The 24,765-nt window shown below is 43.6% G+C and carries 22 protein-coding genes; 7 read left to right on the forward strand and 15 right to left on the reverse strand.

Annotation, left to right across the window (positions count from 1 at the left end; translation table 11 throughout):
- Positions 1 to 73 precede the first annotated feature (73 nt).
- Positions 74 to 1,270, reverse strand: coding sequence for a polysaccharide pyruvyl transferase family protein (locus tag PN836_RS07470; RefSeq protein WP_395344619.1), 1,197 nt, complete (start codon positions 1,268 to 1,270; stop codon positions 74 to 76).
- Between the two features lie 98 nt (positions 1,271 to 1,368).
- Between PN836_RS07470 and PN836_RS07475 the strand changes: the two genes are divergently transcribed.
- On the forward strand, positions 1,369 to 2,682 hold the full coding sequence (locus tag PN836_RS07475) for a glycosyltransferase (RefSeq protein ID WP_395344620.1): 1,314 nt from the start codon (positions 1,369 to 1,371) through the stop codon (positions 2,680 to 2,682).
- Here PN836_RS07475 and PN836_RS07480 read toward each other — a convergent pair.
- From PN836_RS07480 to PN836_RS07495, 4 genes are read right to left on the reverse strand one after another with little or no spacing between them, the layout of a single operon-like run.
- On the reverse strand, positions 2,675 to 3,499 hold the full coding sequence (locus PN836_RS07480; RefSeq protein WP_395344621.1) for a hypothetical protein: 825 nt from the start codon (positions 3,497 to 3,499) through the stop codon (positions 2,675 to 2,677). The two genes, PN836_RS07475 and PN836_RS07480, sit on opposite strands and share 8 nt — an antisense overlap.
- Entirely contained in the window at positions 3,492 to 5,024 is a 1,533-nt protein-coding gene (gene xrtA / locus PN836_RS07485) for an exosortase A (protein WP_395344622.1), read from the reverse strand. Before xrtA ends, PN836_RS07480 begins: the two co-directional genes overlap by 8 nt.
- Complete coding sequence (locus PN836_RS07490) at positions 5,025 to 5,864, reverse strand: XrtA system polysaccharide deacetylase (RefSeq protein ID WP_395345529.1); 840 nt, start codon at positions 5,862 to 5,864, stop codon at positions 5,025 to 5,027.
- A 53-nt stretch (positions 5,865 to 5,917) separates the two neighbouring features.
- Positions 5,918 to 7,327 carry a TIGR03013 family XrtA/PEP-CTERM system glycosyltransferase gene (locus PN836_RS07495; protein ID WP_395344623.1) on the reverse strand — a complete coding sequence of 470 codons (1,410 nt, stop codon included), beginning with the start codon at positions 7,325 to 7,327 and terminating at the stop codon, positions 5,918 to 5,920.
- 296 nt (positions 7,328 to 7,623) lie between these two features.
- Here PN836_RS07495 and PN836_RS07500 point away from each other — a divergent pair, with 296 nt between their 5' ends.
- Genes PN836_RS07500 through PN836_RS07515 form a run of 4 tightly spaced genes read left to right on the forward strand, consistent with a single transcriptional unit; the run spans position 7,624 to position 12,559 of the window.
- Positions 7,624 to 8,232 carry an XrtA/PEP-CTERM system exopolysaccharide export protein gene (locus PN836_RS07500; protein WP_395345532.1) on the forward strand — a complete coding sequence of 203 codons (609 nt, stop codon included), beginning with the start codon at positions 7,624 to 7,626 and terminating at the stop codon, positions 8,230 to 8,232.
- A 17-nt stretch (positions 8,233 to 8,249) separates the two neighbouring features.
- Complete coding sequence (locus PN836_RS07505; RefSeq protein ID WP_395344624.1) at positions 8,250 to 9,821, forward strand: XrtA system polysaccharide chain length determinant; 1,572 nt, start codon at positions 8,250 to 8,252, stop codon at positions 9,819 to 9,821.
- Entirely contained in the window at positions 9,821 to 10,813 is a 993-nt protein-coding gene (locus PN836_RS07510) for an XrtA-associated tyrosine autokinase (protein WP_395344625.1), read from the forward strand. Before PN836_RS07505 ends, PN836_RS07510 begins: the two co-directional genes overlap by 1 nt.
- A gap of 3 nt (positions 10,814 to 10,816) precedes the next feature.
- The gene (locus PN836_RS07515) at positions 10,817 to 12,559 is read left to right on the forward strand and encodes a hypothetical protein (protein WP_395344626.1); all 1,743 of its coding nucleotides are present in this window, start codon (positions 10,817 to 10,819) and stop codon (positions 12,557 to 12,559) included.
- A gap of 46 nt (positions 12,560 to 12,605) precedes the next feature.
- On the opposite strand, the gene PN836_RS07520 is transcribed toward PN836_RS07515, so the two are convergent.
- Complete coding sequence (locus PN836_RS07520; protein WP_395344627.1) at positions 12,606 to 13,706, reverse strand: XrtA/PEP-CTERM system-associated ATPase; 1,101 nt, start codon at positions 13,704 to 13,706, stop codon at positions 12,606 to 12,608.
- A gap of 116 nt (positions 13,707 to 13,822) precedes the next feature.
- Positions 13,823 to 15,268: a bifunctional D-glycero-beta-D-manno-heptose-7-phosphate kinase/D-glycero-beta-D-manno-heptose 1-phosphate adenylyltransferase HldE gene (hldE, locus tag PN836_RS07525; RefSeq protein ID WP_395344628.1), complete on the reverse strand. Its 1,446-nt coding sequence runs from the start codon at positions 15,266 to 15,268 to the stop codon at positions 13,823 to 13,825.
- Here hldE and PN836_RS07530 point away from each other — a divergent pair.
- On the forward strand, positions 15,267 to 15,656 hold the full coding sequence (locus tag PN836_RS07530; protein WP_395344629.1) for a GIY-YIG nuclease family protein: 390 nt from the start codon (positions 15,267 to 15,269) through the stop codon (positions 15,654 to 15,656). The two genes, hldE and PN836_RS07530, sit on opposite strands and share 2 nt — an antisense overlap.
- Here the strand turns inward: PN836_RS07530 and PN836_RS07535 are convergent.
- The gene (locus tag PN836_RS07535; protein WP_395344630.1) at positions 15,633 to 16,532 is read right to left on the reverse strand and encodes a DUF350 domain-containing protein; all 900 of its coding nucleotides are present in this window, start codon (positions 16,530 to 16,532) and stop codon (positions 15,633 to 15,635) included. The two genes, PN836_RS07530 and PN836_RS07535, sit on opposite strands and share 24 nt — an antisense overlap.
- 150 nt (positions 16,533 to 16,682) lie before the next feature.
- On the opposite strand from PN836_RS07535, the gene glnE reads away from it, so the two are divergent.
- Positions 16,683 to 19,616 carry a bifunctional [glutamate--ammonia ligase]-adenylyl-L-tyrosine phosphorylase/[glutamate--ammonia-ligase] adenylyltransferase gene (glnE, locus tag PN836_RS07540; RefSeq protein WP_395344631.1) on the forward strand — a complete coding sequence of 978 codons (2,934 nt, stop codon included), beginning with the start codon at positions 16,683 to 16,685 and terminating at the stop codon, positions 19,614 to 19,616.
- A 23-nt stretch (positions 19,617 to 19,639) separates the two neighbouring features.
- Here glnE and PN836_RS07545 read toward each other — a convergent pair whose 3' ends face one another.
- The 7 genes from PN836_RS07545 to PN836_RS07575 all read right to left on the reverse strand — a co-directional run bounded on the left by PN836_RS07545 (position 19,640) and on the right by PN836_RS07575 (position 24,615).
- Positions 19,640 to 20,242, reverse strand: a complete 603-nt coding sequence (locus PN836_RS07545) for a TcpQ domain-containing protein (RefSeq protein ID WP_395344632.1) — start codon at positions 20,240 to 20,242, stop codon at positions 19,640 to 19,642.
- Between the two features lie 2 nt (positions 20,243 to 20,244).
- On the reverse strand, positions 20,245 to 21,177 hold the full coding sequence (gene lpxL / locus PN836_RS07550; RefSeq protein ID WP_395344633.1) for an LpxL/LpxP family Kdo(2)-lipid IV(A) lauroyl/palmitoleoyl acyltransferase: 933 nt from the start codon (positions 21,175 to 21,177) through the stop codon (positions 20,245 to 20,247).
- Between the two features lie 106 nt (positions 21,178 to 21,283).
- Positions 21,284 to 21,541, reverse strand: a complete 258-nt coding sequence (locus tag PN836_RS07555) for a DUF3081 domain-containing protein (protein ID WP_395344634.1) — start codon at positions 21,539 to 21,541, stop codon at positions 21,284 to 21,286.
- A 28-nt stretch (positions 21,542 to 21,569) separates the two neighbouring features.
- Positions 21,570 to 22,130, reverse strand: a complete 561-nt coding sequence (locus PN836_RS07560; protein ID WP_395344635.1) for an outer membrane beta-barrel protein — start codon at positions 22,128 to 22,130, stop codon at positions 21,570 to 21,572.
- A gap of 81 nt (positions 22,131 to 22,211) precedes the next feature.
- The gene (locus PN836_RS07565; protein WP_395344636.1) at positions 22,212 to 23,411 is read right to left on the reverse strand and encodes a hypothetical protein; all 1,200 of its coding nucleotides are present in this window, start codon (positions 23,409 to 23,411) and stop codon (positions 22,212 to 22,214) included.
- 84 nt (positions 23,412 to 23,495) lie between these two features.
- On the reverse strand, positions 23,496 to 24,368 hold the full coding sequence (locus PN836_RS07570; RefSeq protein ID WP_395344637.1) for an outer membrane lipoprotein-sorting protein: 873 nt from the start codon (positions 24,366 to 24,368) through the stop codon (positions 23,496 to 23,498).
- Positions 24,369 to 24,420: 52 nt separating this feature from the next.
- On the reverse strand, positions 24,421 to 24,615 hold the full coding sequence (locus PN836_RS07575; protein WP_395344638.1) for a hypothetical protein: 195 nt from the start codon (positions 24,613 to 24,615) through the stop codon (positions 24,421 to 24,423).
- Positions 24,616 to 24,765: the final 150 nt, after the last annotated feature.

The raw sequence follows: 24,765 nt of genomic DNA on the forward strand, positions 1-24,765 counted from the left end.
GGCGCTTGTTACTTTGCTGTATGGCCTTACCAAATTACCTTGTAATATTCAGGCACCGCGGTCTAAATGAGATTTACATAATCGCATCTATAATATTCTGGTTATTGTCTTTAACCAGGTTTGCCAATCGCTCGCTATTGTCATGCAACGCAGGCGTATAAGCCGATAAGTCCTGCTTTGCAAGCGCTACAATTTCCTCAAGACGCATTGCCTTGTTAAACGGAGCAATACTCCAGTCTTTAAGAAAACTATCCACTTTAGTAATGTCTGGATTGAGGCCAAAATGAGGATGGTTAAAAGCCATTGCCGTAATAACACCGTGCAAACTCGTACCGACAAAGAGTTTTGAATGCTTTATTACGTACATGATTTCCCATACATTTAAGTCATTAGCAAATAAGACTTCACCATCAAAAGCGTCACCAACCGCTTTCAAATAGTCTGCATCATCGTGCCCTGAAGCGTAGCCTATAGGTAATAAAAAGACCTTTTCGTGTCTGGCGTCTGCTATCTGTTTCAGCGCGCTGGCAGTTTGTTCTGGTGTTTCTTTTACCTTGTAAGGCGATGCCTGATAACAAAGAAATGCGCATGAGCAGGTATTTATGAGAGTGTCTCGCACTTTGTCTTTAAGAAAGTCATCGTCAATCACGTCTGAAATTAAGAATACGGAATCGGGATACAAATGTAGATTGGATATCTCTTTTGACACATTTGCTTCGGTGCGTTTATCACGCACAGACAAATATGCAGCCTTGTTTAAGCTGTCAAGCACTTGGACTTTTTTGGCTCCAGACAAACCAGATATTTCGCCACCGACAGTATTAAAAACAAGTGAAACTCCCTGTGGCAAATACTGCATATCAGGAATATATGGAAATTCCCATTTTGTGCCATAAAAAGGAGAGGCCAAAACTGCTAAGTAGCGACGTAATAGTTTTCTTCCTGCTCGCATTAACAAATGAAACAGCTTGTTGTTTTGCATGTGCATAAGTAAAGCAAGATTGGAGGCACAAAGCACTTCTCCACCAATCACGATGATGGCGGAGCCTGATGGAGCAGTTTTCAACACTTTCTCAATAGGCTCAGTTTTTGGACTTGCGTATTGTGAAAGGTCAGACTGGCTTATCGAGGCGTATACGATATCAAATTCGTTTGTTAGCGCTGGACAATGCAGCTCTATATAACGAGCGAATACCAGTGGCATCAAATTATCACCGTAATTGTAACGGTCGTAGGCGCCGTATAAGATAAGTTGTTTCTTCAAATCCACTTGTCCTTTATAAAACTGCTAAGATGGGTGAAAGGCACACCGTATGTGTGTAAAATACTGATGATTAAAGAGTTTACCATCGCGAGCTAGAGACGTCATTGAAAAACCTACAAAGCTATAAACAAAGAATCATCGAAGCCGTACGCTATGACGCTAATGGTATCAAGTTTGTATTTTGGCCCTTCATATGGGCTTATTTGTCTATGGCGAAACGTGGCGATACAAAAGCATATGCTGATGCGCTGTCGAGTGTCTTTCGATTGTCTTGGCCTGGTACGTATTCGCTTGTACTTAAGCATATTAAAGGCTCGTTTTACAGCGCTAATGGACAACTGAAAGACGAGGTGTTTGAGACCTTCATTGGTAATATTGACAACATAGAACGATATCGACAGTTTATCGACCATCCTGAAAACATGCTCGACGGAGTGATTACTGTGATTGCGCCTTATACCTCAGAGAGTAAAGGTGTACTTGTTATTGCCTATAGTTATTACTTTCAGATTTTCCTAAAACTCTTTGACCATGAATCGGTCGCTGCACGTTATCACATTGTGCTCGAGCCAAGCTGGAATGGTTTGTCTGACCCATCAATACTCAGTTTTAGCAAACTCACCTGCCCTGTCTTTGTTATGGCTTATGAGGACCGCGATTACCAGCTTTTGCAAGATTTAAATAGCAACATAGTACCGGTGAAACTCAGCGCCAACTGGTTTATCGACCCGCAAAAGTTTAATCACGCGCTGCCTTTCGAAAAGCGCGATATTGATATCATTATGATTGCCGCATGGGCCAAATTTAAGCGTCACGACCGATTCTTTGAGGCTCTCTCTTCGCTTAAATCCGAAGGCATGGATTTGAAGGTAACATTAGTAGGTTACCCTAATGACATGACAATGGACGATATCAAACAGCTCGCCAGAGAAAAAGGCGTAGATGATTTACTCACGTTCCATGAATGGATACCAAGCGAAAAGGTTTCAGAGCTAGTGGGACGCGCCAAAGTGAATATCATTTGGTCCCGATTCGAAGGGCTCAACCGAGCCATTATTGAGGGCATGTTCTGTGACACGCCTTGTATTATTCGCGAAGGATTTAACTTTGGTATGCGCTACCCGTATATTAATGAACAAACAGGTCTTTATTCTGGCGAGAAAGCACTTCCAAACACGATAAGGCACGTGATGAGTCATCACGCTGAGTTTTCTCCTCGCGCTTACGTCGAAAAGTCTCACAATTGCTTCGTTGCTACGCAAATTTTAGCCGAAGCAATTAAGGCGGCAGATCCACATTTTGAGACGGCTAATTTAGTCGATAAAACTAGCGAGCTGGATGGCATGATATATGTCGATGAATCGAATAATGAAAAGATGAAAGGCGATTACAAGTATCTGCAGAGCATGATCAACTAAGCTGAATCGTATGTAAGCGGCGAAGTATGAGGACACAAATCAAACTGCCGAACAACGGGAAAAGCCACATAGCGAAATAAGACACTTTTTCAAAATAATATTTTTTGGTAATAAAATGACTCGCACTTTCCCAAACCGTGAACTTATCGTTATAGGCGCCTTTAAAAAATTCAGCATCTCGCTGCGTGTAACCTGAAGCCAAATATCGTTGATTGACACTGGTAATATTATCTTCAAGTTGGCTGACTGGGTAAGGTAAAACCACGCCAAAATCAGGATCCAATACTATATCTCTTCCATCCGCTTTAGCGCTAACAACAACATGACCATGAAACGTAATAATGTTGGCAGGTATGCCTTGCTCTTCTAACAACTGCTCTAGCACCATAGATACTTCACCGCATAAGCCAATACCCCGCTCCATGCTCTTGTACGGGTCAGCAAAGTGATAACGTTGATACTCAGGTATAGGCGTGATGACTCCCATCAAATACAGGATCCAATTTTCCCAAACGGGCACTAATTGATTAAACTTTGATGGCTCATAGTCTTCCCAGTGAATGTGGGCGGTGCCATCGGCGATGACTTTGGTTAAGCGTTGACTGTACGCTAAATCGCTTTCATTTGGCTGGCGCTTCACTTGGTTGAAATAGTCTTGTTTGCTTAGGCGTATGTCCATCTCACCAAAGCGCAATTCATGCGCCTCAAAACGCTCAGGGCGCATCGTTTGCGTTAATCCGTAGAGACTGATGAGTAAAAGCGCAACACATAAGGCTAATACTAGCCATGCCCCAATACGCAAAATGTTGCTAGCCACCGGAAAAGACCTGTTGAGACCGAGACACCACCTGTGACAACTCATTCATTATTGAAGCACTCATTTGGGCAATTTGCTGTGTGTTTTCAATATCTACGCCAACAGCAACAAGACCGGAATAAGGATTACTGCCTCCAAGGCGCTGAATGGCTTGAATCAACTTAACATCTTTCGCTGTTCTAAGTACGTCAGCATTCACTACATACCAATAATAAATCAGTTTCTGTTGGCCGGAAGGACCGGCAACAAGTTCCTTGGTGATTGATACACCATCAACATCTAAGACCTCACGCTCAACTAAAGTCCAACGCTCTTGTTGGTAGAGCCTGTTAAGTGAACTGACGACCTCGCCTTTCTCTGGGCTGTACAGTGCGGAAAAAATTTGCAGCGTTCTACCAGCACTTTCATAATAATTAAGGCTTGCTGTCATCGCATCCGGGAACACAGGCTGCCACCTAATGAGGCTATTCCCCATGTCTTCATCGTACGCCTCACCTGGGCTAGAAGGAAGCTTACTAAAACCAAGAGTAAGCTGAGCATTAGAAGATGAAATCACCGTAAAAGACTGCATGCGAGAATCTTGATACAAGGCAAGTACAAGAATAAGCAAAATACTGAATAAGGGAGTAAACCGAACTCTAGGGTTAAGTAATTTAGGCGCATCCACTGCGTTTGATTGAGCTTCGCTTGAAGTATGTTTGTTATCAAAACGTTTAACTACCTCACCAATCACAAGTAAGCAAATAAGGACAAACGCAAAGAAAAACCAACCGTAAATCAGATGATCAGCGCCAACGGCATGCTCCATGTTAGTTTTATGTGCAATCATAATGATGCCATAAACGCGAACCGCATTAGCTAAAATAGGAAGCAAAACCGATATTACGACAAACAAAATACGGTAACGCCAAGTGTTCAAATTCATGTAGCCATACAGATTTCCGACCACAATTGACGCAATCAAAAAGCTAACCCCTGAACAAGCTTCTGCGACTAAAAATTTTCCACCAGGAATTTCGATGAACAAGCCAGAACGAAATAGAGGCACACCCGAAGCCGCTAGCATCTCGACCGACATATCTGCTGTGATTTCTTGAAGAAAGGGAATCAATTCTTCACCCACCGGTATAGCAAAAAGCATAAAAGCCAATGGGAACTGAAGTTGCCACGCGATACGGTCACCTAGAAATAACCATATGAATGTTGGGATCATGGCAAATAAAGCAGCATGTTGAAAAAGCTGTATGTCAGAAGCGGTGCCGAGCGTATAAAGAATAAGCTGCAACACCAGCGCGATAAACGCTAGCCAAGAGGGTTTGACTGTCGATAAGTCAATTTGCTTTCGTTTTTCCCATATTAGATACGCCGAAGCAGGCAAAACCAAAGCACAGTGGTTATAAATATCATTGGTCAACCAAATCAGAATGGCATTGTAGAATGGCTCAAAAACTAAAGTTAAAAACAGCAATGCTGTTATCAATGCCACACCGTAAAAGCGAGAGTTGAGCGCGAGCGGGTTCATCATTTAGCGAGACTCTGTGTTGGTATCATGTAGCAAACTAGAATAAACCTCATTCATGCTCGACCATTGATAGTCATCTAACAGTTTTGTAAGTTTTTTTTCCATTGCGTGAAGGTTTATGTAATGTCGCAACTTTGATTTAAACGGCGCATCTTTCACTCTAGGCTGATGCACATCTATCTCCCAGGGGTGAAAATAAAAGTTATATGGATGTTCGTGCTTGGCGATATACGCTTCAATTCTGCGTTTAGAAATCCAGTAAGGCATTAGCCTAAAATAACCGCCACCGCCGATTCCCTTATTCTTATTAGCATCGCGAAGCGTCGGCACAGGAATCTCTAATATCCCTTCGTCTCGCCAGTGTGGAAAGCGCGGCCAGTCCGGAACGCCATATAAATCGTGTTCAATAGGGTAAGTGCTCGATGAATACGTAAAGCCTAAGTCCACCAAGATATCGAATACCCACTGATTGCTCTTGTTGATAGAAAAGCTAGGTGCTCGATAGCCAAGCACCGCCTGTCCGGAGACCTGTTCCAAAATATCCTTACTTTCAAGTATATCAGCACGCACTTCTTTCTCGCTCATCGTCGTATTACGGCGATGGTTAGTACCATGACTTGCCAGTTCATGGCCCTCATCTGTAATGCGTTTAATCACGTCTGGGCAGTATTTTGCGACCCAGCCTAAGGTGAAGAAGGTGGCTTTCACGCCTTTTTCATTAAATAAATCGATAAGGCGATGAGTGTTGTCACCGACTCTGGGCGAAATATCGCCCCAATCATTTGGTGAAATAACTGATTCAAATGCCGATACATGGAAATAATCTTCCACATCAACCGTCATGGCATGAACGCGACTGCCGTCACGAAGCGGATAGCGCGTTGCGTCACTCAAGACTATCTTCCCTTCCCAAACAAAATAATTTCAACGGTTCGCACCAGAATCAACAAATCTAAAAGCAAGCTTTGATGCTTAACGTAATATAAGTCGAATTTTAGCTTTTCGAGAGAATCCTTCACGCTAGCGCCGTATGGATAATTCAATTGTGCCCAACCAGCTAAACCAGGCTTAACGTTGTGTCTTTGTTCGTAGTAGGGCACTTCTTTAATGAGTTTTTCAACAAACTCTGGACGCTCTGGACGCGGTCCAATAAAGGACATATCCCCTCTAACTACATTGATCAGCTGCGGCAGCTCATCGATTCTGTATTTGCGAATAAAGGCACCAATTGCTGTGACGCGATTATCATCCTTAGAAGCCCACTTAGCGCCATCTTTCTCAGCGTCGGGCCGCATGCTGCGAAACTTAAGGATATCAAACAGGCGCCCATCTTTTCCTACACGCTGCTGACGGTAAAGCACTGAAACGCCCGTTCTTCTGCCGTCGTCAAGGTATATGATAAGGGCTGTGATTAACATTATGGGCCAAGTGAGGAACAATAAAACAGCGGCTAAAGTGACATTTATCCAAAAATCTGCGAGCTCTCTAAAATAGTTTTGAGATTGAAAGCCATTTGAATAAATTACCCAACTCGGATACATCAAATCCACTACGATTTGCCCCGTTTCGCGCTCCATAAAATCGAGAATGTCGGTGACTTTCACACCGCGAAGACGAGTTTCGAATAATTGTTTTACCGGAAGCGTCCCGCGACGCTGGTCGCAAGCAACCAATACTTCAGCTATATCATTTTCCAAGATGTAATTCGATAAGTCTTCTGCAACATTCAACTCGATGATGTTTTCATTTTGAATGCCTTCGTGACTATCGTCGCCGGCAATTTTAACAAACCCAACCAAATCAAAGTTAGCCCTGTCAACATCGCGTCGCATCCTTTTTTCAATGACGGATGCTCTAACACCAGTGCCCAAAACGAGCAACCTAGGTTTGGAATAAAAAGCGTCGGTGCTGTGAATAAAGTAGCGAAAAATAACCAGCGCTAAAATAATAAGCGGCACCGCAGTTGGCGCATATAAAGGATGGGGGGCGAATTGTGAAACAATGACGTTTGAAACAATTGCTACAACGAAGAAGCTTAATATGACACTAACAAAAACACGCCTGATGATGCCACGAAAAGGCTCACGCAATCGTGCTTCGTACAATCCGACCGACAGGTTGACTAAAACAATTGAGAAGGTGAACACAGAGACGTTAAATAAAATAACTGCGTTATTGGCTGAATAAATGATATCTAGCCACTTCAGACCCAGTGCCGCGAAATATGCCACATACCCGATGATTGCAGCTTCGCATAATACAAGTTTATACGATCGGCGACTTTTAGACTGCGAAGACGATGCCATATATTTCTATAGTCCTTTAAAAATGGTAAGGCTGAATTAAAAGTTGCACGAAACGATGGACCGCTTTACATTAACAAGGCGGGCATTATAGAGCAACTAAAGAGCCTCAATCAACGTATTGATTTAATACATGCTGTTATCAGCGAATAGGCTAGTGAGGATAAGTAGTGAAATCATCGGTATTTTGGTGCATACTTCACGCGATAAACTTATAATGTTCACAGAACACGATAGCGTATATTCAGAGTACAAACATTAAGGAAAATTCCATGAAATACTCGCGTCATTTCTTACTCATGCTGGGAACAGTGATTGTCTCTGCCATCTTAAGCGGTTGTGCTTCGCACAGTGACCTTCCAAGCGCAACATCAAGAGCTTCACTTACCAACGACGTGAATGATTACCAATATTTGATTGGTCCCGGTGATCAGCTTTCTATTTTTGTTTGGCGTAACCCGGAAATCTCCGGTAGCTTTATCGTCAGACCTGATGGAAAAGTCACTACATCGCTCGTTGAAGATGTTGAAGTAGCGGGCCGAACACCAACCATGCTGGCGCGCCAACTTGAAGAACAATTGTCGACATATATTAATAATCCCCGTGTAACGGTATCGGTAAATGGCTTTGTTGGTCCATTCAGTGAGCAAGTTAGAGTAATTGGTGAAGCAACTAATCCAAGAGCGGTTAACTACACCCAACATATGACATTGTTAGATCTGATGATTCAAGTGGGCGGTTTGACCGAATTCGCGAATGGGAACAGTGCCAAGTTAGTACGAGTGGTTCAAGGACAGCAAACCACTTACAATATCGCCATTGATGACTTGATAAGAGAAGGCGATATTACTAAGAATGTTGATATCTTGCCCGGTGACGTGGTGATAATTCCGGAAGCTTGGTTTTAGAAAGGACTTAGAACTACATGCAAGATTTACAACAAACAATCCAACTTCTGTTGGATTATGTTAGAGGCATATGGATACGAAAACGATATCTTATCATATGTTCTTGGTTGATTTGCCCAATAGGATTTGTATACGTCGCCAGTTTGCCTGACGTTTATCGTTCTGAAGCGCAGGTTTTTGTAGACACTCGCTCTATGCTCGCGCCATTGCTTGTCGGTATATCAATATATACCAACCCAGAGCAAGAAGTTCAGATGATGGCTAAAACGCTGCTTAGTCGATCAAATGTCGAGGAAATTGCGCGCGAATCTGACTTGGACATAACGGTCACGACAGATGCAGAGTACGAGGAACTAATCGCTGAGCTAACAAGCTCAATTAGACTGCGCTCCACCGGCCGCGATAATATTTTTACTATTTCTTATACCGCAGAAAGACCTCAAATTGCACGAACTGTTGTTCAAGAAACCTTGGACATATTTGTTGAAGGCTCACTTGGTAATAATAGAAGAGATTCTGACACGGCATCGCGTTTTTTGGATGAACAAATTGCAGAATATGAATCGCGACTAACAGAAGCCGAGCAGCAACGAGCCGATTTTCAGCGAGAACACGCTGACATATTGCCGATGCAAGGAAGCTTCCACAGCAATCTTCAAAGTATAAACGAACAATTGTCTCAAACTCGCTTAGCCATTAGAGAAGCTCAACAGCGAGCAAATACTTTGAAGAGCCGACTCACAAATCAGCGTCCTTCTTCTGATAGCTTTTCAGTCAGAGACGGTGATTCTGCTCCGGTTATCACAACGCGCTACGACTCAAGAATAGTTGGTCTGGAAGCAAAGTTAGATGAGCTCAAACTCAGATTTACTGAAAAGCACCCTGATGTTGTCGAAACAGCGACCTTGCTTGCCTCATTACAAGATGCTCGAGAAAAAGAAATACAAGCGTTTTTGAGCAACGATACCCCAAGTGATGCTCCACTTAATCCGTTGAATCAAGAGATTACTCTCGAAATAAGCAAACTAGAGGGGCAAGTTGCGTCTTTGCGCGTAAGGGAAGCCGATTTTGTTGCCAAAATAAGTGACTTACAAAACAAAATAGATCTAGTTCCGCAAATTGAAGCTGAAGGAATGTCAAGAAATCGGAATTACGACATCATAAAGCAAAAATATGAGGAATTACTGGCGAGAAAAGAAGCAGCTGACATCACCAAACGCGCAGAAGTTTCATCTGAAGATCTTCAGTTTCGCATTATTCAGCCGCCCTTAGTGCCGCCTGCACCGACAGGACCAAATCGCTTTTTCTATTACACAGGCATTTTGTTGCTTGGCTTTGGCGCAGGTATCGCGATTGCATTTTTGCTCAGCCAAATAACCCCTGTACTGGTGCGAGGTCCGCAGCTAACGACAATGACGGGTTTCCCAATTTTAGGCGCGGTCACCCATTTACAAATCGACCAAATCAAGAAACGCAATCGTTTGAGAATGCTTGTGTTTATTGCATCTTCAAGCGCAATATTCTTTATGTTTTGCGTGCTGGTAGTTGCTGACATTCTAAACATCAATGTACTTAGCAGGGTGATGTAATGAAAAGTACAATAGAGAAAGCGCTACAAAGACAAAAAGAGGCAGAAGCGGCGAAAAAAGCTGAAAATTCGAAGGATTCAAGCGCTTTGGAGCAAGCAGCAGTCGATAGCACTCAGGAAACATCCTTAGAAAAAGCAGCTGCTGTTAACAAGGTGCAGACGGGCGAAACACCTAATGAGTCAAGTACAAATGACGAGATAACAAGGTCTCGAACCTTAGCCGCACCTCAAATAAATGATGACCCAGATAAGTTAATGACGGTTGATCTTCAACGACTTGAAGAACTGGGGTTTGTCACCTTAACTAATGCGAGACGCCAGATAAACGAAGAATATCGTGAGATTAAACGTAAGCTAATACAGAATGCGTTTGGTCCCTTGTCTAAAACGCTACCAAATAGCAACATTATTATGGTGAGCAGCGCCCGCCCCTCTGAAGGAAAAACATTTACTGCGGTAAATCTAGCTTTGAGTATTGCTGCGGAACAAGATAAGACTGTTTTACTAGTAGACGCTGACGTACTCAAACCGAATGTGTTAAGAACATTGGCGGTCCCGGAAAAGAAAGGGTTGATGGATTATCTGCTGGGCGAAACTGAAGACATTAGTGATGTCTTATATAGAACAAATGTGCCAAAGCTTAGAATCATACCTGCCGGAAGTTCGCACCATCTTTCAACCGAATTATTAGCCAGTGGAATAATGAATGAAACGGTCAATGAGTTTTCAACTCGTTACTCTGACCGCGTCGTGATTATCGATACTCCTCCTTTGATTGGCATCAATGAATCGGCGGTGCTCGCAAGCTTTGCCGGTCAAGCCGTTATCGTTGTGGAGGAAGGCCGAACTAAATTACAAGATATTCAGCAAAGCGTTGAGCGGCTGAACCCCGACATGGCAATTGGTTTCGTAGTAAATAAATCAATCGCCTCGTCTGAAACCGGTGGTTATTACGGATATAGCTACTACGGTGGCGACCGAGAGCGAGCATAGAGAATGACACTAGCACGGACTGCATCCATTAAAGACATAAGTAAATGTGTTTCGAAACATAGATTTGCCAAAATCAGCGCATTGACTGCATGCTTACTATGTGTGTTTGCGAGCAATGCAGGTGAGCTCGATTTAAAAACGGGTGTGAGTGTTGAGTACGTTGTTCAGACCATTGACGATATTGATAATGATACTGAGCTAGATTCCGACAATGTGATCATTCAGCCCTTTTTGTATGCAGGCTACAATGCTCGCCATATGGATATGTTTCTTCGCGCTACACATAACCATGTGCGCCGCTCACTTGACGAAGAAAGCTTTACTAACAACTACGTTGATTTAAGTTACGGCGGGCGAGTTGACTTAGTTGATAACCTCTTAGATCTGCGGGTTCGCGGCTCGCAAACATATCGCTCCTTATTTGCGAATTCATTTTTAGTCGATGATTTTTTGCTCAATGCGCAAGACTTAAGAAAGATCAACACCAACCAAGCTACGCTTTCATTCAATCGTCCGACTGGAAACATTATTGGCGTAAGAAGTTCTCTGTCACTCAGCAGGATAAAAGCAGATGAGCCAGAAGAGCCAGAATTAACACCAAACAATGCCTTTAATATCAACAATACCAATATTGATGGCGCGATAAGTGTTGAAAGCGGAATTGATTTGCGCCCATTCTTGTTTGATATCAGCCTAAATGCACGTAAATTTGAACGTGATAATTTTAACAATACAGGCCTTCAGCAAGATTTTAACAGTGAATTGGCTAACGTGCGCGTAGGCTCGTATGTAAGCAATGACGTAAGTGTAAGATTGCTTGGCTATTATGAGAACAACGAAATCACGAATGACGACCTCGTAGGGCAATTTGACTCTTTGCGGGAATTCTATTCATATGGCGTTGGCATCGCTTGGCAACCTTCAAACAATCGTTTTATTGAGATTGGTTTAAACTCTTCAAGAACCGAGGGTGGAGCGGGTGACGAGGAGGACGATGACGACACCTTTATAAGCTTAGATATGCGTTGGGCCTTTTCTTCAAGAACACAGCTTCAAGGCAGTTACTCGCGCAGATTTTTTGGGGATGCGGGCAGATTCTCACTATCTCACACATTGCGAAATTGGCGATCAAGTATTTCTTACTCTGAGCAAGTGACAACAAATTCACAACTTTTACTGAGAGAGCAAGATGGCTTATTAGTGTGCAGCAACGGCATTGCTGATTTAGCAAATTGTCGTTTGCCCGAACCTGGAGATGAAGAGCTTGCGCCTGGCGACGTCCTGCTTCCAGCAACGCTTCCTAGTTTTGAATTAAATGACCAAGTGGTACTTAGAAAATCGCTTTCTGCGCAAAGCACCTTTGATTTAAGACGTTCTACGCTCGTCGCTACAATAACTCGCAGCGACAATGACGAACTGGATGCTCAACGCGAAGTAGACACCTTTGGCGGTAGTGTTCGTTTATCCATTGAATTAACGCCTCGCACAATTTTGAATATGAACGCAGCATACACGGATATCGAACGTGAGCTTCAAGGTGAAGCCACAACTTCCATCATCCAGCAAGTCGGGATTGACATCAAGCGCCAAATAAGTCGGCGATTCTCAGTCAATGTTGGCTATCAGTATCTGGATAGAAGCGGCGATGCAATCGATCCGATTGGCGGCATTCAGGGCATCTCAGGTCCCCTCACCGACAATAGAATATCGGCAAATATCCAGTATGAGTTCGATAATAATCGCTAGGTGGTTAAACTCACGTAAGAAGTCAATTAAGCTGAAACCTGTTTAATTAGTCTTCTTTCTTTAAGCGAACGTAAGCCTGATACTTCTGTTTAAGCATCTTGTCGATGTACTGCGTCAATTTAATTTTATGTTTAATTGCATCGTCTAGTGCATCAACAAGCTCACCCAGCATCTCTTTATAGTAGGCAGCTTCTTGGATTTTATTGCCATTTGGCGTTAAAAACTCTGTTTCGGGTCGCGCCTTAGCTTGGTCAGATTTATGGTCAGTTTGTGAAGCGTGTTCAGAGCCAGCACTTTCACTTTCCAGGCCGAATCCTTGTTCTTCTTTTGGCGGCACAAACATTTCCGCTTTAACTTCATCAATCACTTGCATAACCGCTTCCGCAGAAAACAGCTCCAGCTCTTCAAGAAAGCCAAATAACAATATTCTATCCATCAAGGTATTCACCTTGCGTGGAACACCCGTGGTGAATTGATAAATCGCATCATAAGCCTCATCACGGATAAGACTTTCTTTATCACAACCTGCATGGTGAAGGCGATGTTCAACGTATTCTTGCATCTCATCGCGACTCAAAGGCGTTAAGTGACATGAGGCAACAATACGCTGTCTAAACTGCTCCATGTTCGGTGCCCGCAATATTGGCTGCAATTCCGCTTGCCCCAACAAAAAGCTCTGAAGCAAAGGCTTCCCTTGTAATTGGAAGTTCGACAGCATTCGAAGCTCTTCAATCGTCTCTAAAGGCAGGTTTTGCGCTTCATCCACCAACAACAAAGCGCGCTTACCATTGCTATGCAACTGCTGTAAAAAAGTTTGGATGCTTTCTAACAAATCAGATTTGCTGCGTGATTCCACCGGAAGATTAAACTTTGACGCCACCATTTTAATCAATTCGTCAGGAGAAAGCTTAGGCGTCACGATTTGCGCGGCGTAGATATCTTCTTCTATCTGGTCTAGTAAGCTATTTGCAATCGTGGTTTTGCCAGTGCCGATGTCACCCGTGATCACAATGAAACCTTCAGCTTGAGACAAGCCGTATTGCAAATATGACATCGCGCGCTTGTGCAACTTACTGGCGAAAAAAAACTCTGGGTCTGGCGTAAGTTGAAAAGGCTTTGAATTCAGGCCGTAATAGCTTTCATACATAATATTGTCCGTTGTATATTTCCATTATATGAGGGATAAGCGCATTCACGCTCTACCAATACATGTCCTTTCGGCGCGATACTATACACTATTGTTAAGGTTGTGTTGACCCTTGCTTAACGATTGTCGTTTTCCAGGATCTGAGAAATGATGCCTGTAGTTGATACGCCATCCTCAAAAGTTAAGACCTTCACTTGACCACCGTTTGCCTTTACCTCTGCTGAACCTACGATTTCCGCCTCCGCGTAGTCCCCCCCTTTCACCAATACATCGGGTAAGACTGCCTGAATTAGGCGCTGCGGTGTTTCCTCAGAAAATTCGACAACCCAGTCGACAGCAGACAAGCCTGCCAGCACTGCCATGCGCCTTGCAGCATTATTCACTGGCCGCCCTTCGCCTTTTAAGGCTTTCACTGAACTATCTGAATTTACGCCAACAATCAGCCTGTCGCCGAGCGCCGCAGCTTCGTTCAAATAACTGACATGGCCTGCATGCAAAATATCAAAACACCCATTGGTAAACACGATCCGCTCTGCACGATTGCGCGACTCTTCTAGTGCTACCAGAAGCTGAGCCTCACTCATTTGCCCACCGTCCATAGATTTGTGTGAGTTTATTGCAAGCGCAAGTTCGGTCGTCGTAGCCGTTGATGTACCAAGCTTGGCCACAACAACGCCAGCAGCGTGATTGGCCAGTTGGCAAGCATGCTCCATGCTGGTGTTTGCGCCAACGGCACATGCGAGTGTCGATACCACCGTATCCCCCGCCCCAGTTACATCAAACACTTCTTTTGCTAACGCGGGAAGATGATGCGCTTTACCCAGCGCACTGAACAGCGACATTCCTTGTTCAGAACGTGTCAGCAAAATATTTTCCAAGTTCAGCTGAGCACAACTGTCACTCGCTAATTGGTGAAGCTCATCTTCACTCATTATTTGTGATGAAGTTTGCTTGGCAAAGGCCTGAGTAAATTCACTCATATTCGGCGTTATGACTGAAGCGCCCGCATATTTACTGAAGTCACTACCTTTGGGGTCAATTATGACTGGAACATCCGCCTCTTTGGCCAGCGCTATCAGCGCCTCAACCTCTGACAAACACCCCTTATTGTAATCTGACAACACCACTACATTCACGTGTGACAGCTTCGACTTATACTTTTCAAGCAACGCAGTTTTATCAGCTCTGACAAATGATTTCTCAAAATCTAATCGTAACAACTGCTGATTGCGACTCATTACGCGCAACTTAGTGATGGTGTCAAACTCTGGCAAAGTAATAAAATCGATGTCGACATTTCTGGCTTCTAGCTGAGTGCGCAGGATATTACTTGTTTCATCACGCCCCACCAGACCTAACAGTGACACCTTTGCACCAAGCGCTGCTGCGTTTACTGCCACATTGGCGGCACCTCCGGGACGATCCTCTATATCGTTCACGTTCACAACTGGAACGGGTGCTTCCGGCGATATGCGGGCTGTTGCGCCCGACCAATATCGATCAAGCATTATATCGCCAACAATGAGAATCTTACTTTGTGTAAAATCTGGAATTTGCGCCATGACTTGCTACTATGCCACCATCAAGAAAGTGTTGAGTGCAAGTATAACAGTGGTGGTTAAAAAAGCAGTATCGCCTTGGTTTTTATATCTCATTAAAGCAGGAAATGGCTCGCTTTATACAGGCATTAGTAAAGACGTAGAAAGGCGGTTTAAAGAGCACTGTGCGCAATCGTCAAAAACCGCAAAAGCACTGCGGGGCAAAATGCCCTTACAGCTTGAATTTGTCGCTATATTGCCCAACCATACAGAAGCACTGAGAGCAGAAATTTGGCTCAAAAAGCAAACGCGCGAAAAAAAACTCGCATTAATTCAGCAGAAAATATCTCTTCCCTACCAACACAATTGTTGTTCGAGCAAGATTGTTTTAAAGAATTTGACTGATCAATAGCGCAATACCAATTGCCAATGCGGCCTCTATACTGGCAATGCCAACATTGTGCTGTAAACAAACTTCTGTTTTCCAATTAATGCCAAACAACACCAAGCGCTTTGATATGGAGGTAGTTAGCATCAAAGCACTAGCCAGTACAAGCGCTACAATCAGCCATCCGGTAACATTACTGACGTAAGCCTGAGCTTGGTATTCTAGTAGTTGGCTAGCGGCAGACACGGCTATCGCAATGCCGATTAAGTTGCCGCTGTGCTGAATGGCAAGTGCTAATTGCCCCATACGAAGTGCTTTTTGAAAGGAGTTGTCCTGATTTTCTTCAGCGTAGCGATACTCATAGAGTCTGGTTGCAAACAACAGCACCGTCATGACCACCAAAACGCCCGAAAATACTGCGATGAAGGCATTTAAGTCAGTGCCTTGCGCCCAATCGATGATACTTTTCGCAATGATCGCACAAGCAACAGCACTGGCGGCATCCACTATCGCAACTGACACGTTCTTATCAGCAATAAACGCCTCTTTGTCCAGACGGTTAAGCACGACTTTATCGTGCGCATACCGTCCCAATTTAACGAGTACAATTCCCATTGCGCCAAAAACCAAAATACCCACTGCGGCTTGCTCATAACCAAGTCCAACATGACGCCCGACTACCGCTGATAATACGATCATTAATGACAGCATGCGCCCTGCTATGCTTATACCAAATGCAAAGTTATCTCGCTCCCCTAGCTCCTGAGCTACGTTAGTGTTTGAATATACCCCTGATAAAACACGCAGAATAACGAGAAGCGCAATCACAATTGACATATCAATCGCTAGATAAATCGCCAGCTCTCCTGACAAAGGCTGAAGGTGCATCAGTTGACTCATATTTTTCTCGTTCCTCTACGATGTGTTTAATACTATGATAAGAAAAAAGAAACAGCGCGGTGCCATCTCATAGAAGCTAATCTAACAAAACTACTAACAGAAAAAAGCAATGATGCCATAGATACGCTTATCAAAAATTGTGATAAGCAAATGGATATCAAGGGATATCATACCTTCTTATCTAATTTGTTGCCCTTGAGTGATTTTGTTTGTCGCACGTGCCAGCAATACCCAAGTATCATGCACTCGCTACTATTTGACATTTACGCGAAGCCCTTGTCGACATGCATGAACGCGAGTGATTCTATTGAACAATTTAACACCATACTCAAGCACCGTAAAAACGCACACAATATACATGCAGTGAGTACTGAGGAACTCGACTTTTTTAATGCGCTACGGATATTTCGTCATACGCAAATGGCAAGGCTTGCTTGCTTAAACCTGCTCGATGTTCACGACATTTCGACATCTATGAAACAAGTGTCGCTGCTTGCGGACTTTATTATTTCACAAGCCTACCAATGGCTTCATGCGCAATTGCTGAGCCGCTACACAAATGAACCATGTCAACAAGACATGCAAATATTGGCGATGGGCAAACTCGGTGGTCATGAACTTAACTTTTCATCCGACATTGATCTTATTTTTGCTTATCCTAAAGCGGGTGTTATTGCCGGATCGCGCAAGGAAATTGAATACCAGAGCTTTTTTACCAAACTCGCTCAGAAGCTGATTAAAGCCTTGGATTCGGTAACAGAACACGGCCGATGCTACAGAGTTGATATGAGGCTTCGACCTTTAGGTGAATCTGGTCCGCTGGTGATGTCTTTCGCCGCATTTGAAAGCTATTATCAAGAGCAAGGCCGCGCCTGGGAACGTTTTGCCATGCAGAAAATGCGTATCGTCAACGTTTATGACGACATTGCCTCACATAACGACTTAGTAAAAACCCGATTTCTAGCGCATTGCGAAGAGCTAAAGAAACTCATCAAACCTTTCGTGTACCGCAAATATATTGATTTCACAACCCTTGATTCAATTCGAGAAATGAAGCGCTCTATTCAAAAAGAAGTACGCCGACGCAGACTCGCCAATAACCTCAAATTGGGCGAGGGCGGCATTCGAGAAATCGAGTTTTTCAGTCAGTCTTTTCAACTTATTCATGCCGGTCGCATGCCGGATTTGCAGGTATTAGGAACCATGGAATCACTGCGCATGCTCAGTAAAAGCAAGTTGCTCTGCTCAGGTGTAGTCGAGACGATGAGCAAGCATTACATATTTCTCAGACAAACTGAGCATTACCTTCAAATATTCAATGATGCACAAACCCAAACGCTTCCCGAAGATGATACTAATCAAACCCGGCTGTGTTACTTGATGCAACTAGACCAATACGAAAAGTGCAAAGCAAGAATTGCACAAGTCATGCAGGGCGTTCATAAAGAGTTTAATGGACTTATCGAAGATGCTAATACACCGAGCAAAACCGATACACACTCCACTGACGCAGATCAAAGCGTAGGCGAGTCGCTTGAAGACCTTTGGGAACTAGAACTTTCTGATGATGAGTTCGCAGAGCTTGTTTTTTCGGTATTTCCCAACAAAAACCGTGTGCAACAAAATGCCATAGCGCAGTTTAGTGAAGCCTTGTTTGCCGCCCTAAGCGATTACAAACAAAAACTTAAAAAGCGCTCAATCACGGAGCGAGGTATGCGCTCGGTGAATCGACTGATGCCAAAACTCATTGGCGAACTAATTCAGGACATTCATCCGAATCGCCACCTTTTGTCGATTCAAGGCTTATTTGACATCCTCAGCGCAATAAGCGGTCGCGTTACTTATATGGATTTACTGCTAGAAAACCCCGATGTTAGAGGGCGTCTGAACAATCTTTGTCGAAAGAGCGCGTGGGTTGCCAGCCAAATTGCAAAACACCCCATCCTTTTAGATGAGCTTTTGTATCCAATTTATCTTGAGTCAGATTCTCTGAATTTAGTGCAGTTTAAACAGCAGTGCAGCTCAGACTTAAGACAGTCGCTGCTTCGCATCGACCCAAACGATCAAGAAGTCATCATGGAAGCGCTTCGCCAGTTTAAACATGCTTATCAGTTAAGAGTCGCGGCATCTGATATATCTGGAACGCTAGCCGTCAATCAAGTAAGCGATCGCCTTACGATTCTGGCAGAAGTGTTGTTAGAAGAAGTACTCAATCAAGCATGGAGACAGCTGACCAACAAACATGGTTTCCCGACTGACAAAACGATGGAGGACAAGGGCTTTGCCATTGTTGCTTATGGCAAATTCGGAGGGATAGAGCTCAGTTATGGTTCAGATTTAGATATTGTCTGTTTGTATGATTTAAATTCGTCGGGTCAAACAGATGACAGCGGCGAGCGAAAATCTATTAGCCACCAGCAGTTTTATGTCAAATTGGTACAGCTAATTACACATTACTGCACGACCCGCACCTATCAAGGCGTGCTGTATGAGATTGATCTCAGGTTACGTCCCTCTGGTAATTCCGGACTCTTGATTTCTCATATTAGTAGTTTTGCGCAATACCAAATGAAAGAGGCATGGACATGGGAGCATCAGGCGCTTGTGAGATCAAGACTCATTATTGCTTCTACTGATATCAGTGCCGCCTTTAACACTATCCGCAGTGAGGTATTAAGCCAGCGACGGGAAAGTGAGTCTTTACGCAAAGACATTGTGCAAATGAGACAAAAAATGCGCAATCATCTGGACAAATCCAAAGGCGGATTAATTGATATTAAGCAAAGCAATGGTGGCATTGTCGATATTGAGTTTATTGTCCAATACTGGGTGCTTCAACATAGCCACAATTATCCATCACTTCACGAGTATTCTGACAATCTTAGAATCATTGACCATGCAGCGAAGCACCGTGTTATAGACGCCCAAACTGCAAACAATTTACAAATGCACTATCTGTGGCTTCGCCATCTAGGGCACCGAATGCAGCTATCTGAGCGCAGTCTAGCCGAACCATCAAAGAAAATGGAAGAGGTGCTCAGTAGCGTTAAAGCACTATATAAACAGGTATTGATGCCTCAATAAGCCCTTAAATAACCTCAACTCAATCAAGAGCGGTCTATTTGACGGCACTGATTGAGCAAAACCTGATCTTGCTGGTCAGTAATGACTAACACGCGTTTGTCTTCGCAGTAGTATAGCTCGACATCGCTTGGAAAGTTGGAATCGATTGCACCTGCGAGCTCACCCAGCATGCCTGTAACTGTATTTTGAGAAACAAAGCGATGACGTACAATAAAGTCTTGATTGAGATGCCACAGTAAAAACATACCTTCCTCTGTGACATAGGATGACGCATTAGTCATCAAAGTGCTGTCTTGCGCAAAAGCGCGACTCTTGAAGCTTCCTTGGGGATCAAAGTCGCTAACGCGAGGGAGCTGTGAGGGTGATAACTCTCTGATTTGCTCAATAAGTGACTCATCTGACATATCAAGGGGAATCACATAGTCACCGTGTTTTTGTTTAATTTCATCAGGCGACACTAAGCTAAACTCTTCGTAGAATTTAGCCATATTCGTTTGTATCGACTTTTTTTCGATTACATTGCCTTGTGCATCAAGCTGCTGCTCGACTGGCATGTAGACGATCACCAACACTGCACCCACTATGACCATTGTCATAAAGAGTAAGCGTTTTACCCAAAACCCCATAACTACTCATACAGTGATTGCGGCGCATCCGCTGGCCGCGTTTTGAATCTTTTGTGCATCCACAAGTAGCTTTCAGGTTGCTGCTCAACCAAGGCTAATATGTCGTGGTTGAGTTGTGTTAATGCACGCTCTTTGTTGTTATCGACCAAATAGTCGATTGCTGGACAGCATTTTAGTTTATAGCCATTATTGGTGTATTGAGACGTCAGTAAAATAGGAACAGCATCGCTACGTTGAGCAAACATTAAGGTAGCGGTTGTGGTGGCAGTTTGCTCAACCCCGCCAAATGGCACAAACGCACTCTGCGCTCCACCGTAGTCTTGATCAGGCAAATACAAACAAAGCTCACCATCGTTAAGCGCTTCAATCAAGGCACGCGCATTACGTTTATGGATCATGTATTTATTTGAACGATTGCGCCCGTGATACTGAAAGTAGTCCATAAGGGGATTATTATGCTTTCGATAAAAAGCGATACTTGGATGAGAAAAACCGATGCCCCTGCAAGCAAACTCTAAGTTGACGTTGTGCAAGGCAAGACCAAATACACCTCTACCACTTTTTAAAACGGACTCTATGTGTTCAAAGCCCTCTATTTCAAAGTGTTTTTTCACTCGCCAGTCTGGCCACCACCACCCCATAGCGGTCTCGAATAAGGCTACCCCGGTGCGCTCAATATTCTGTCGATACACCTGCTCGATGCGCGCCTCACTCCAGTGAGGGAAAGTAAGTGCAATATTGCGCTTGGCAATGGCCGCCCTTTTAGGCGCAATACGAGCAATTAGGCGACCAACACCTTTGCCGAGTTGCTTTATGATTGAGAACGGCAGCCAAGTTGATAGATATAATAACGCAGCACCAAACCAGACATGCCAAAAATGAGGGAGTAAAAAACGAGCTTCAAATTTCGGAGCAGTTACAGACTGTTTTGCCAATGGTAATGATTACTTGCGTGAAAAATGGTTGCATTAGTGTAACACTAAGTGAGATACGAGCAATATGGGGCATGCTTGAGGTCAGCCGATGCTTGCCTCGGGTAGATTAAAAATTACTGTCGATGTATTTGAGTTTTTTCTCAAAGGCTTCAAGATGACTTGATGACTCATAGTCAAAGTGATATTGATTATGAAAACCAAAACTCAATTTTACTAATGCATCTTCAACATAGAGGGTGTAGCCATCGAAATCAGTATACGCTTTGATACCCTCTAACACGTGAGCATCATCCTTTCTTTCACCATGCTGCTTTACTTTTTCATAGACACGTAAAAGTAACTTGCTATCTAACTCGTTTTTCATCGCGACCTCTTAACCTTCTCAACCTCGTTTAAAAGTTCACTCGCAAGCCTAAATAAAACGCGCTAGCAGAGTAATCTTTTTCGCCTCTAATATATTCTACTTCAAAGCGCATCATGGTTGTATGATGAACGTAGAAGTCAAAACCGGCGCCGATTACCCCAGCCATCAGGCTCTCGTCAAAACGACAAAGCGCCTCACCGCAATCAAGGTTATCAACGCTTTGTATATTGGCATCTACACGCATTGCACCCACCCTGTAAAAAAGCTCGCCAAATTGACCACGTGCTTTACCAAGCGCAGATAGATACAAACCAGAGAACTCCGCAATATCGGAATCAATGCCTGGGAGTGCGTCACTTGCGTTTTCTTCGCCTAAGGATTGGAAGCCCCCTTCAATATACCATTGAGGCGATATTTCATAGCCAATCCCAAGTTTATAACTGGCTTTATCTAACTCATAGTTCTCTACTTCGTTTTGGACATATCCGCCTGCAACAATGCCATAAAGGGAACGCTCCGCCTGAACAGAAAATGTGACCAATAAGCTACAAACACTAATAACAATGACCTTTGTGAAACAAAACTTCATACATTTACTCTTTATTTTATTCTAATTCAGTTGATATATTACTTGGCTCGATAAATCGCTCTAGATAAAGCATAGCTTCGTTTAGAAGAAATATTCAATTTGCAAACTTACATGATCATCTCGTCTAATGGCAAACGTCGGATCGCTGGGCTCGTCACTTGAGAAAAAATAAGCATTTAGCTCTACCCGCCAGTCTTGATTTAGGCGTGTAGACGCCTCTACAAACGCAGAATAACTGCTAGATTCATCCAAATCTTGAACAAATGCGAGCAACACTTCGGAGCCATAAAAATCGTTAATCTGGATTCGCGAGCCAAGCATTAAATCGTTCTGACCAAATATCAGCGGATCGTTTTCGCGCTCATCAAACTGATGCTCCATTAAAAAGCCAACATCATATCCGCTGCCGTAAAAATCCACCCAAGTATATTCAAAACCAGCTACGTGCGCATAAAAGCTTTCGTCAAGGGTTTTTCCTTGCAGTGCTTCTAGCTTAAGAATCCACGAACCTGTGATATACGCGGCATCAATGCTGCCTTGCTGAAGTAAGTTGTATCTTGGCGCTAGACTTATCGCGCCATTCTCAGCTTCGACAAATACGATTTCTGGCAAGCGATTTGTGCCATCAAAATAGGACAAGCCAAACTCTAAGCTGCCGAAACTCTGTTGCCATCTGATTGCGTAATCAATATTCGTTTCTTCATCTTCTGATTCATAAAGGGCGTTATCAACGTCAATGGGTAAAATCCCTCGTAACCTTCCATCCTGACCGGCAAAGCTTCGCTCGCGAAAATAGGGCAGTAGGTAAAAGTTTATGCTTCCGCTATCTAAGAGGTAACGAATATCAATCATAGGCTGACCCAGCTTGTCTTCTTGGTCGATTTCTTCAACAAAGTCGGTTTGATTGATAATATCAACTAAATGCAAGGACTCAGTTTGCCCCCAAAACACTTTGCCAATGCCCGCTCTAATTTCCCATTTATCAAAATAATGCGCGTACATTGCCTCGCGAATATCAGCATGGGTTCGCTCATCATCTCGTTGATCGACTCGGCCAAAGCCGGTAAATGTAAAAAACCCATTATCTCCCACTGAACTTTCATACGAGGCTAATACAGCGCCCGATAACTGACTATTGGTTTGATTAACGTAAGCGGGTTCTTCTAAAAAGACTCGTTGCTGTAGCGATAAATTCCCTGATACTTCCGCATGCGCTGAGCCAATTGAGGCTGCGCTAGCCATTATCAAAGTAAGCATGGCTGAAAGACGAGCAGTTTTCATATTATTTCCTATGATTTACTAAGGGTCTTACTATTCGAAGACTCGTAAATATGCTTTGACGCCTAATCCGGCGTAAAGCATAGATTATTTGGCGCGTCTTAGCGCGTTTTTGTCAAAATCTTTCGTGTCGAGGCCTTCTTTGAATCGAAGGTCACTTGTTAGTAGTGTCGTGCTCTTTCCGGTTTGCATATTGTCCATATCGGCGCGCAAGGCTCTCCAGTATTGACCTTCATACTGCTGGTAATCGTCCAAACTAAGCACTTTTAACAACGCGCCTTTTCTATCATAAAACTCGGTTTGTTCTAAACGATAGTGCTCTTTGTCTACCCAGACAATTTGCTTCGAGTAGCCTGAGAATTCATCTACCGGCACTTGTTCCACAACATACATGTCGCGACCGTCAAGCTGTTCGTCTCGCAGATACTTAAAGGTAAATTTTTCGACCTCAAACGACACCATATCTTCAAAGGCAAACTCACTCCCCATGAATGGACCTGACTTGTTGCGTGTGGCAATTCGCTTCACACGTTTGACCGCAGGTAGATAAATCCACTGATCGTCTGGACCTTCTATGTGAGAAAAACTCAAAAATGCTGTGCCCTCGACGTCGCGAGGTGCATCGAAAATAGTCAATGATTTGTCACCATCATCATCAACTTCGAGCGTTTTTACTCTTATTTGACGCACCGACTCTCGGCCATCAGGGCTTCGCAAGATCATTTCCATATCGGCGCTAGTATCGACCCAACCTCTGTCTCTATTTTTAACTTCTGTCGCTATTTCGAGACCACGTGCCGCATCGTCAGCAAAGGCTGCAGGTGCAAACGTTAAAACGGCCACACTCACAAGTGTTGCTAAATGGGCGCTAGCCTTATCAAAAAAAGATAAATGTGAATTTGGCGCGAGACTGCACTTAATGGCAGTCTTAGCAAGGGGAATACATTGTAATAAAGGCATAATTTCCTCATTTCGGTTTTGCTTTGCCGCCTTGGTAAAACCTGAAACAGCATCAATTATATGAAGCAAGTAAGGCTCTCAGACTCTCGCTTGTTATCGCAGAATCAAGCTTGGCTTTGGTATTCATACTATTCATTTCATACACGGGCGCATTGGCAGGAGTATCGTGAATCCATAAAGCAGCGACGATAAATTCTGCTTTATGCGCACTTGCGTACCCTTTTGTACCCATTCGTTCTTTATGCAAAATAGTTGCCAGTGTGCAGACTTAACTACGACGCAATTCGCTTAAGTATATATTGAAATACCCATTGCACGAAATTTGGGTGTAAAGTCCGTCGTACAATTTTTATTCAGTGGAAACTTTGACCTTTCAATTGTTTTGTGTTTTCATAAC

Source organism: Ningiella algicola (assembly GCF_028401415.2).
Classification (GTDB): domain Bacteria; phylum Pseudomonadota; class Gammaproteobacteria; order Enterobacterales; family Alteromonadaceae; genus Glaciecola.

Excerpts from the sequence above, each read along its gene's own strand:
- PN836_RS07555 (WP_395344634.1), bottom strand. The coding sequence starts at position 21,541 with ATGAAAAACGAGTTAGATAGCAAGTTACTTTTACGTGTCTATGAAAAA.
- PN836_RS07565 (WP_395344636.1), bottom strand. The coding sequence starts at position 23,411 with ATGAAAACTGCTCGTCTTTCAGCCATGCTTACTTTGATAATGGCTAGC.
- PN836_RS07545 (WP_395344632.1), bottom strand. The coding sequence starts at position 20,242 with ATGGGGTTTTGGGTAAAACGCTTACTCTTTATGACAATGGTCATAGTG.
- PN836_RS07510 (WP_395344625.1), top strand. The coding sequence starts at position 9,821 with ATGAAAAGTACAATAGAGAAAGCGCTACAAAGACAAAAAGAGGCAGAA.
- glnE (WP_395344631.1), top strand. The coding sequence starts at position 16,683 with ATGGATATCAAGGGATATCATACCTTCTTATCTAATTTGTTGCCCTTG.
- hldE (WP_395344628.1), bottom strand. The coding sequence starts at position 15,268 with ATGGCGCAAATTCCAGATTTTACACAAAGTAAGATTCTCATTGTTGGC.
- PN836_RS07515 (WP_395344626.1), top strand. The coding sequence starts at position 10,817 with ATGACACTAGCACGGACTGCATCCATTAAAGACATAAGTAAATGTGTT.
- PN836_RS07570 (WP_395344637.1), bottom strand. The coding sequence starts at position 24,368 with ATGCCTTTATTACAATGTATTCCCCTTGCTAAGACTGCCATTAAGTGC.
- PN836_RS07520 (WP_395344627.1), bottom strand. The coding sequence starts at position 13,706 with ATGTATGAAAGCTATTACGGCCTGAATTCAAAGCCTTTTCAACTTACG.
- PN836_RS07490 (WP_395345529.1), bottom strand. The coding sequence starts at position 5,864 with ATGACGGTTGATGTGGAAGATTATTTCCATGTATCGGCATTTGAATCA.
- PN836_RS07560 (WP_395344635.1), bottom strand. The coding sequence starts at position 22,130 with ATGAAGTTTTGTTTCACAAAGGTCATTGTTATTAGTGTTTGTAGCTTA.
- xrtA (WP_395344622.1), bottom strand. The coding sequence starts at position 5,024 with ATGATGAACCCGCTCGCGCTCAACTCTCGCTTTTACGGTGTGGCATTG.
- PN836_RS07530 (WP_395344629.1), top strand. The coding sequence starts at position 15,267 with ATGACTTGCTACTATGCCACCATCAAGAAAGTGTTGAGTGCAAGTATA.
- PN836_RS07500 (WP_395345532.1), top strand. The coding sequence starts at position 7,624 with ATGCTGGGAACAGTGATTGTCTCTGCCATCTTAAGCGGTTGTGCTTCG.
- PN836_RS07505 (WP_395344624.1), top strand. The coding sequence starts at position 8,250 with ATGCAAGATTTACAACAAACAATCCAACTTCTGTTGGATTATGTTAGA.
- PN836_RS07495 (WP_395344623.1), bottom strand. The coding sequence starts at position 7,327 with ATGGCATCGTCTTCGCAGTCTAAAAGTCGCCGATCGTATAAACTTGTA.
- PN836_RS07535 (WP_395344630.1), bottom strand. The coding sequence starts at position 16,532 with ATGAGTCAACTGATGCACCTTCAGCCTTTGTCAGGAGAGCTGGCGATT.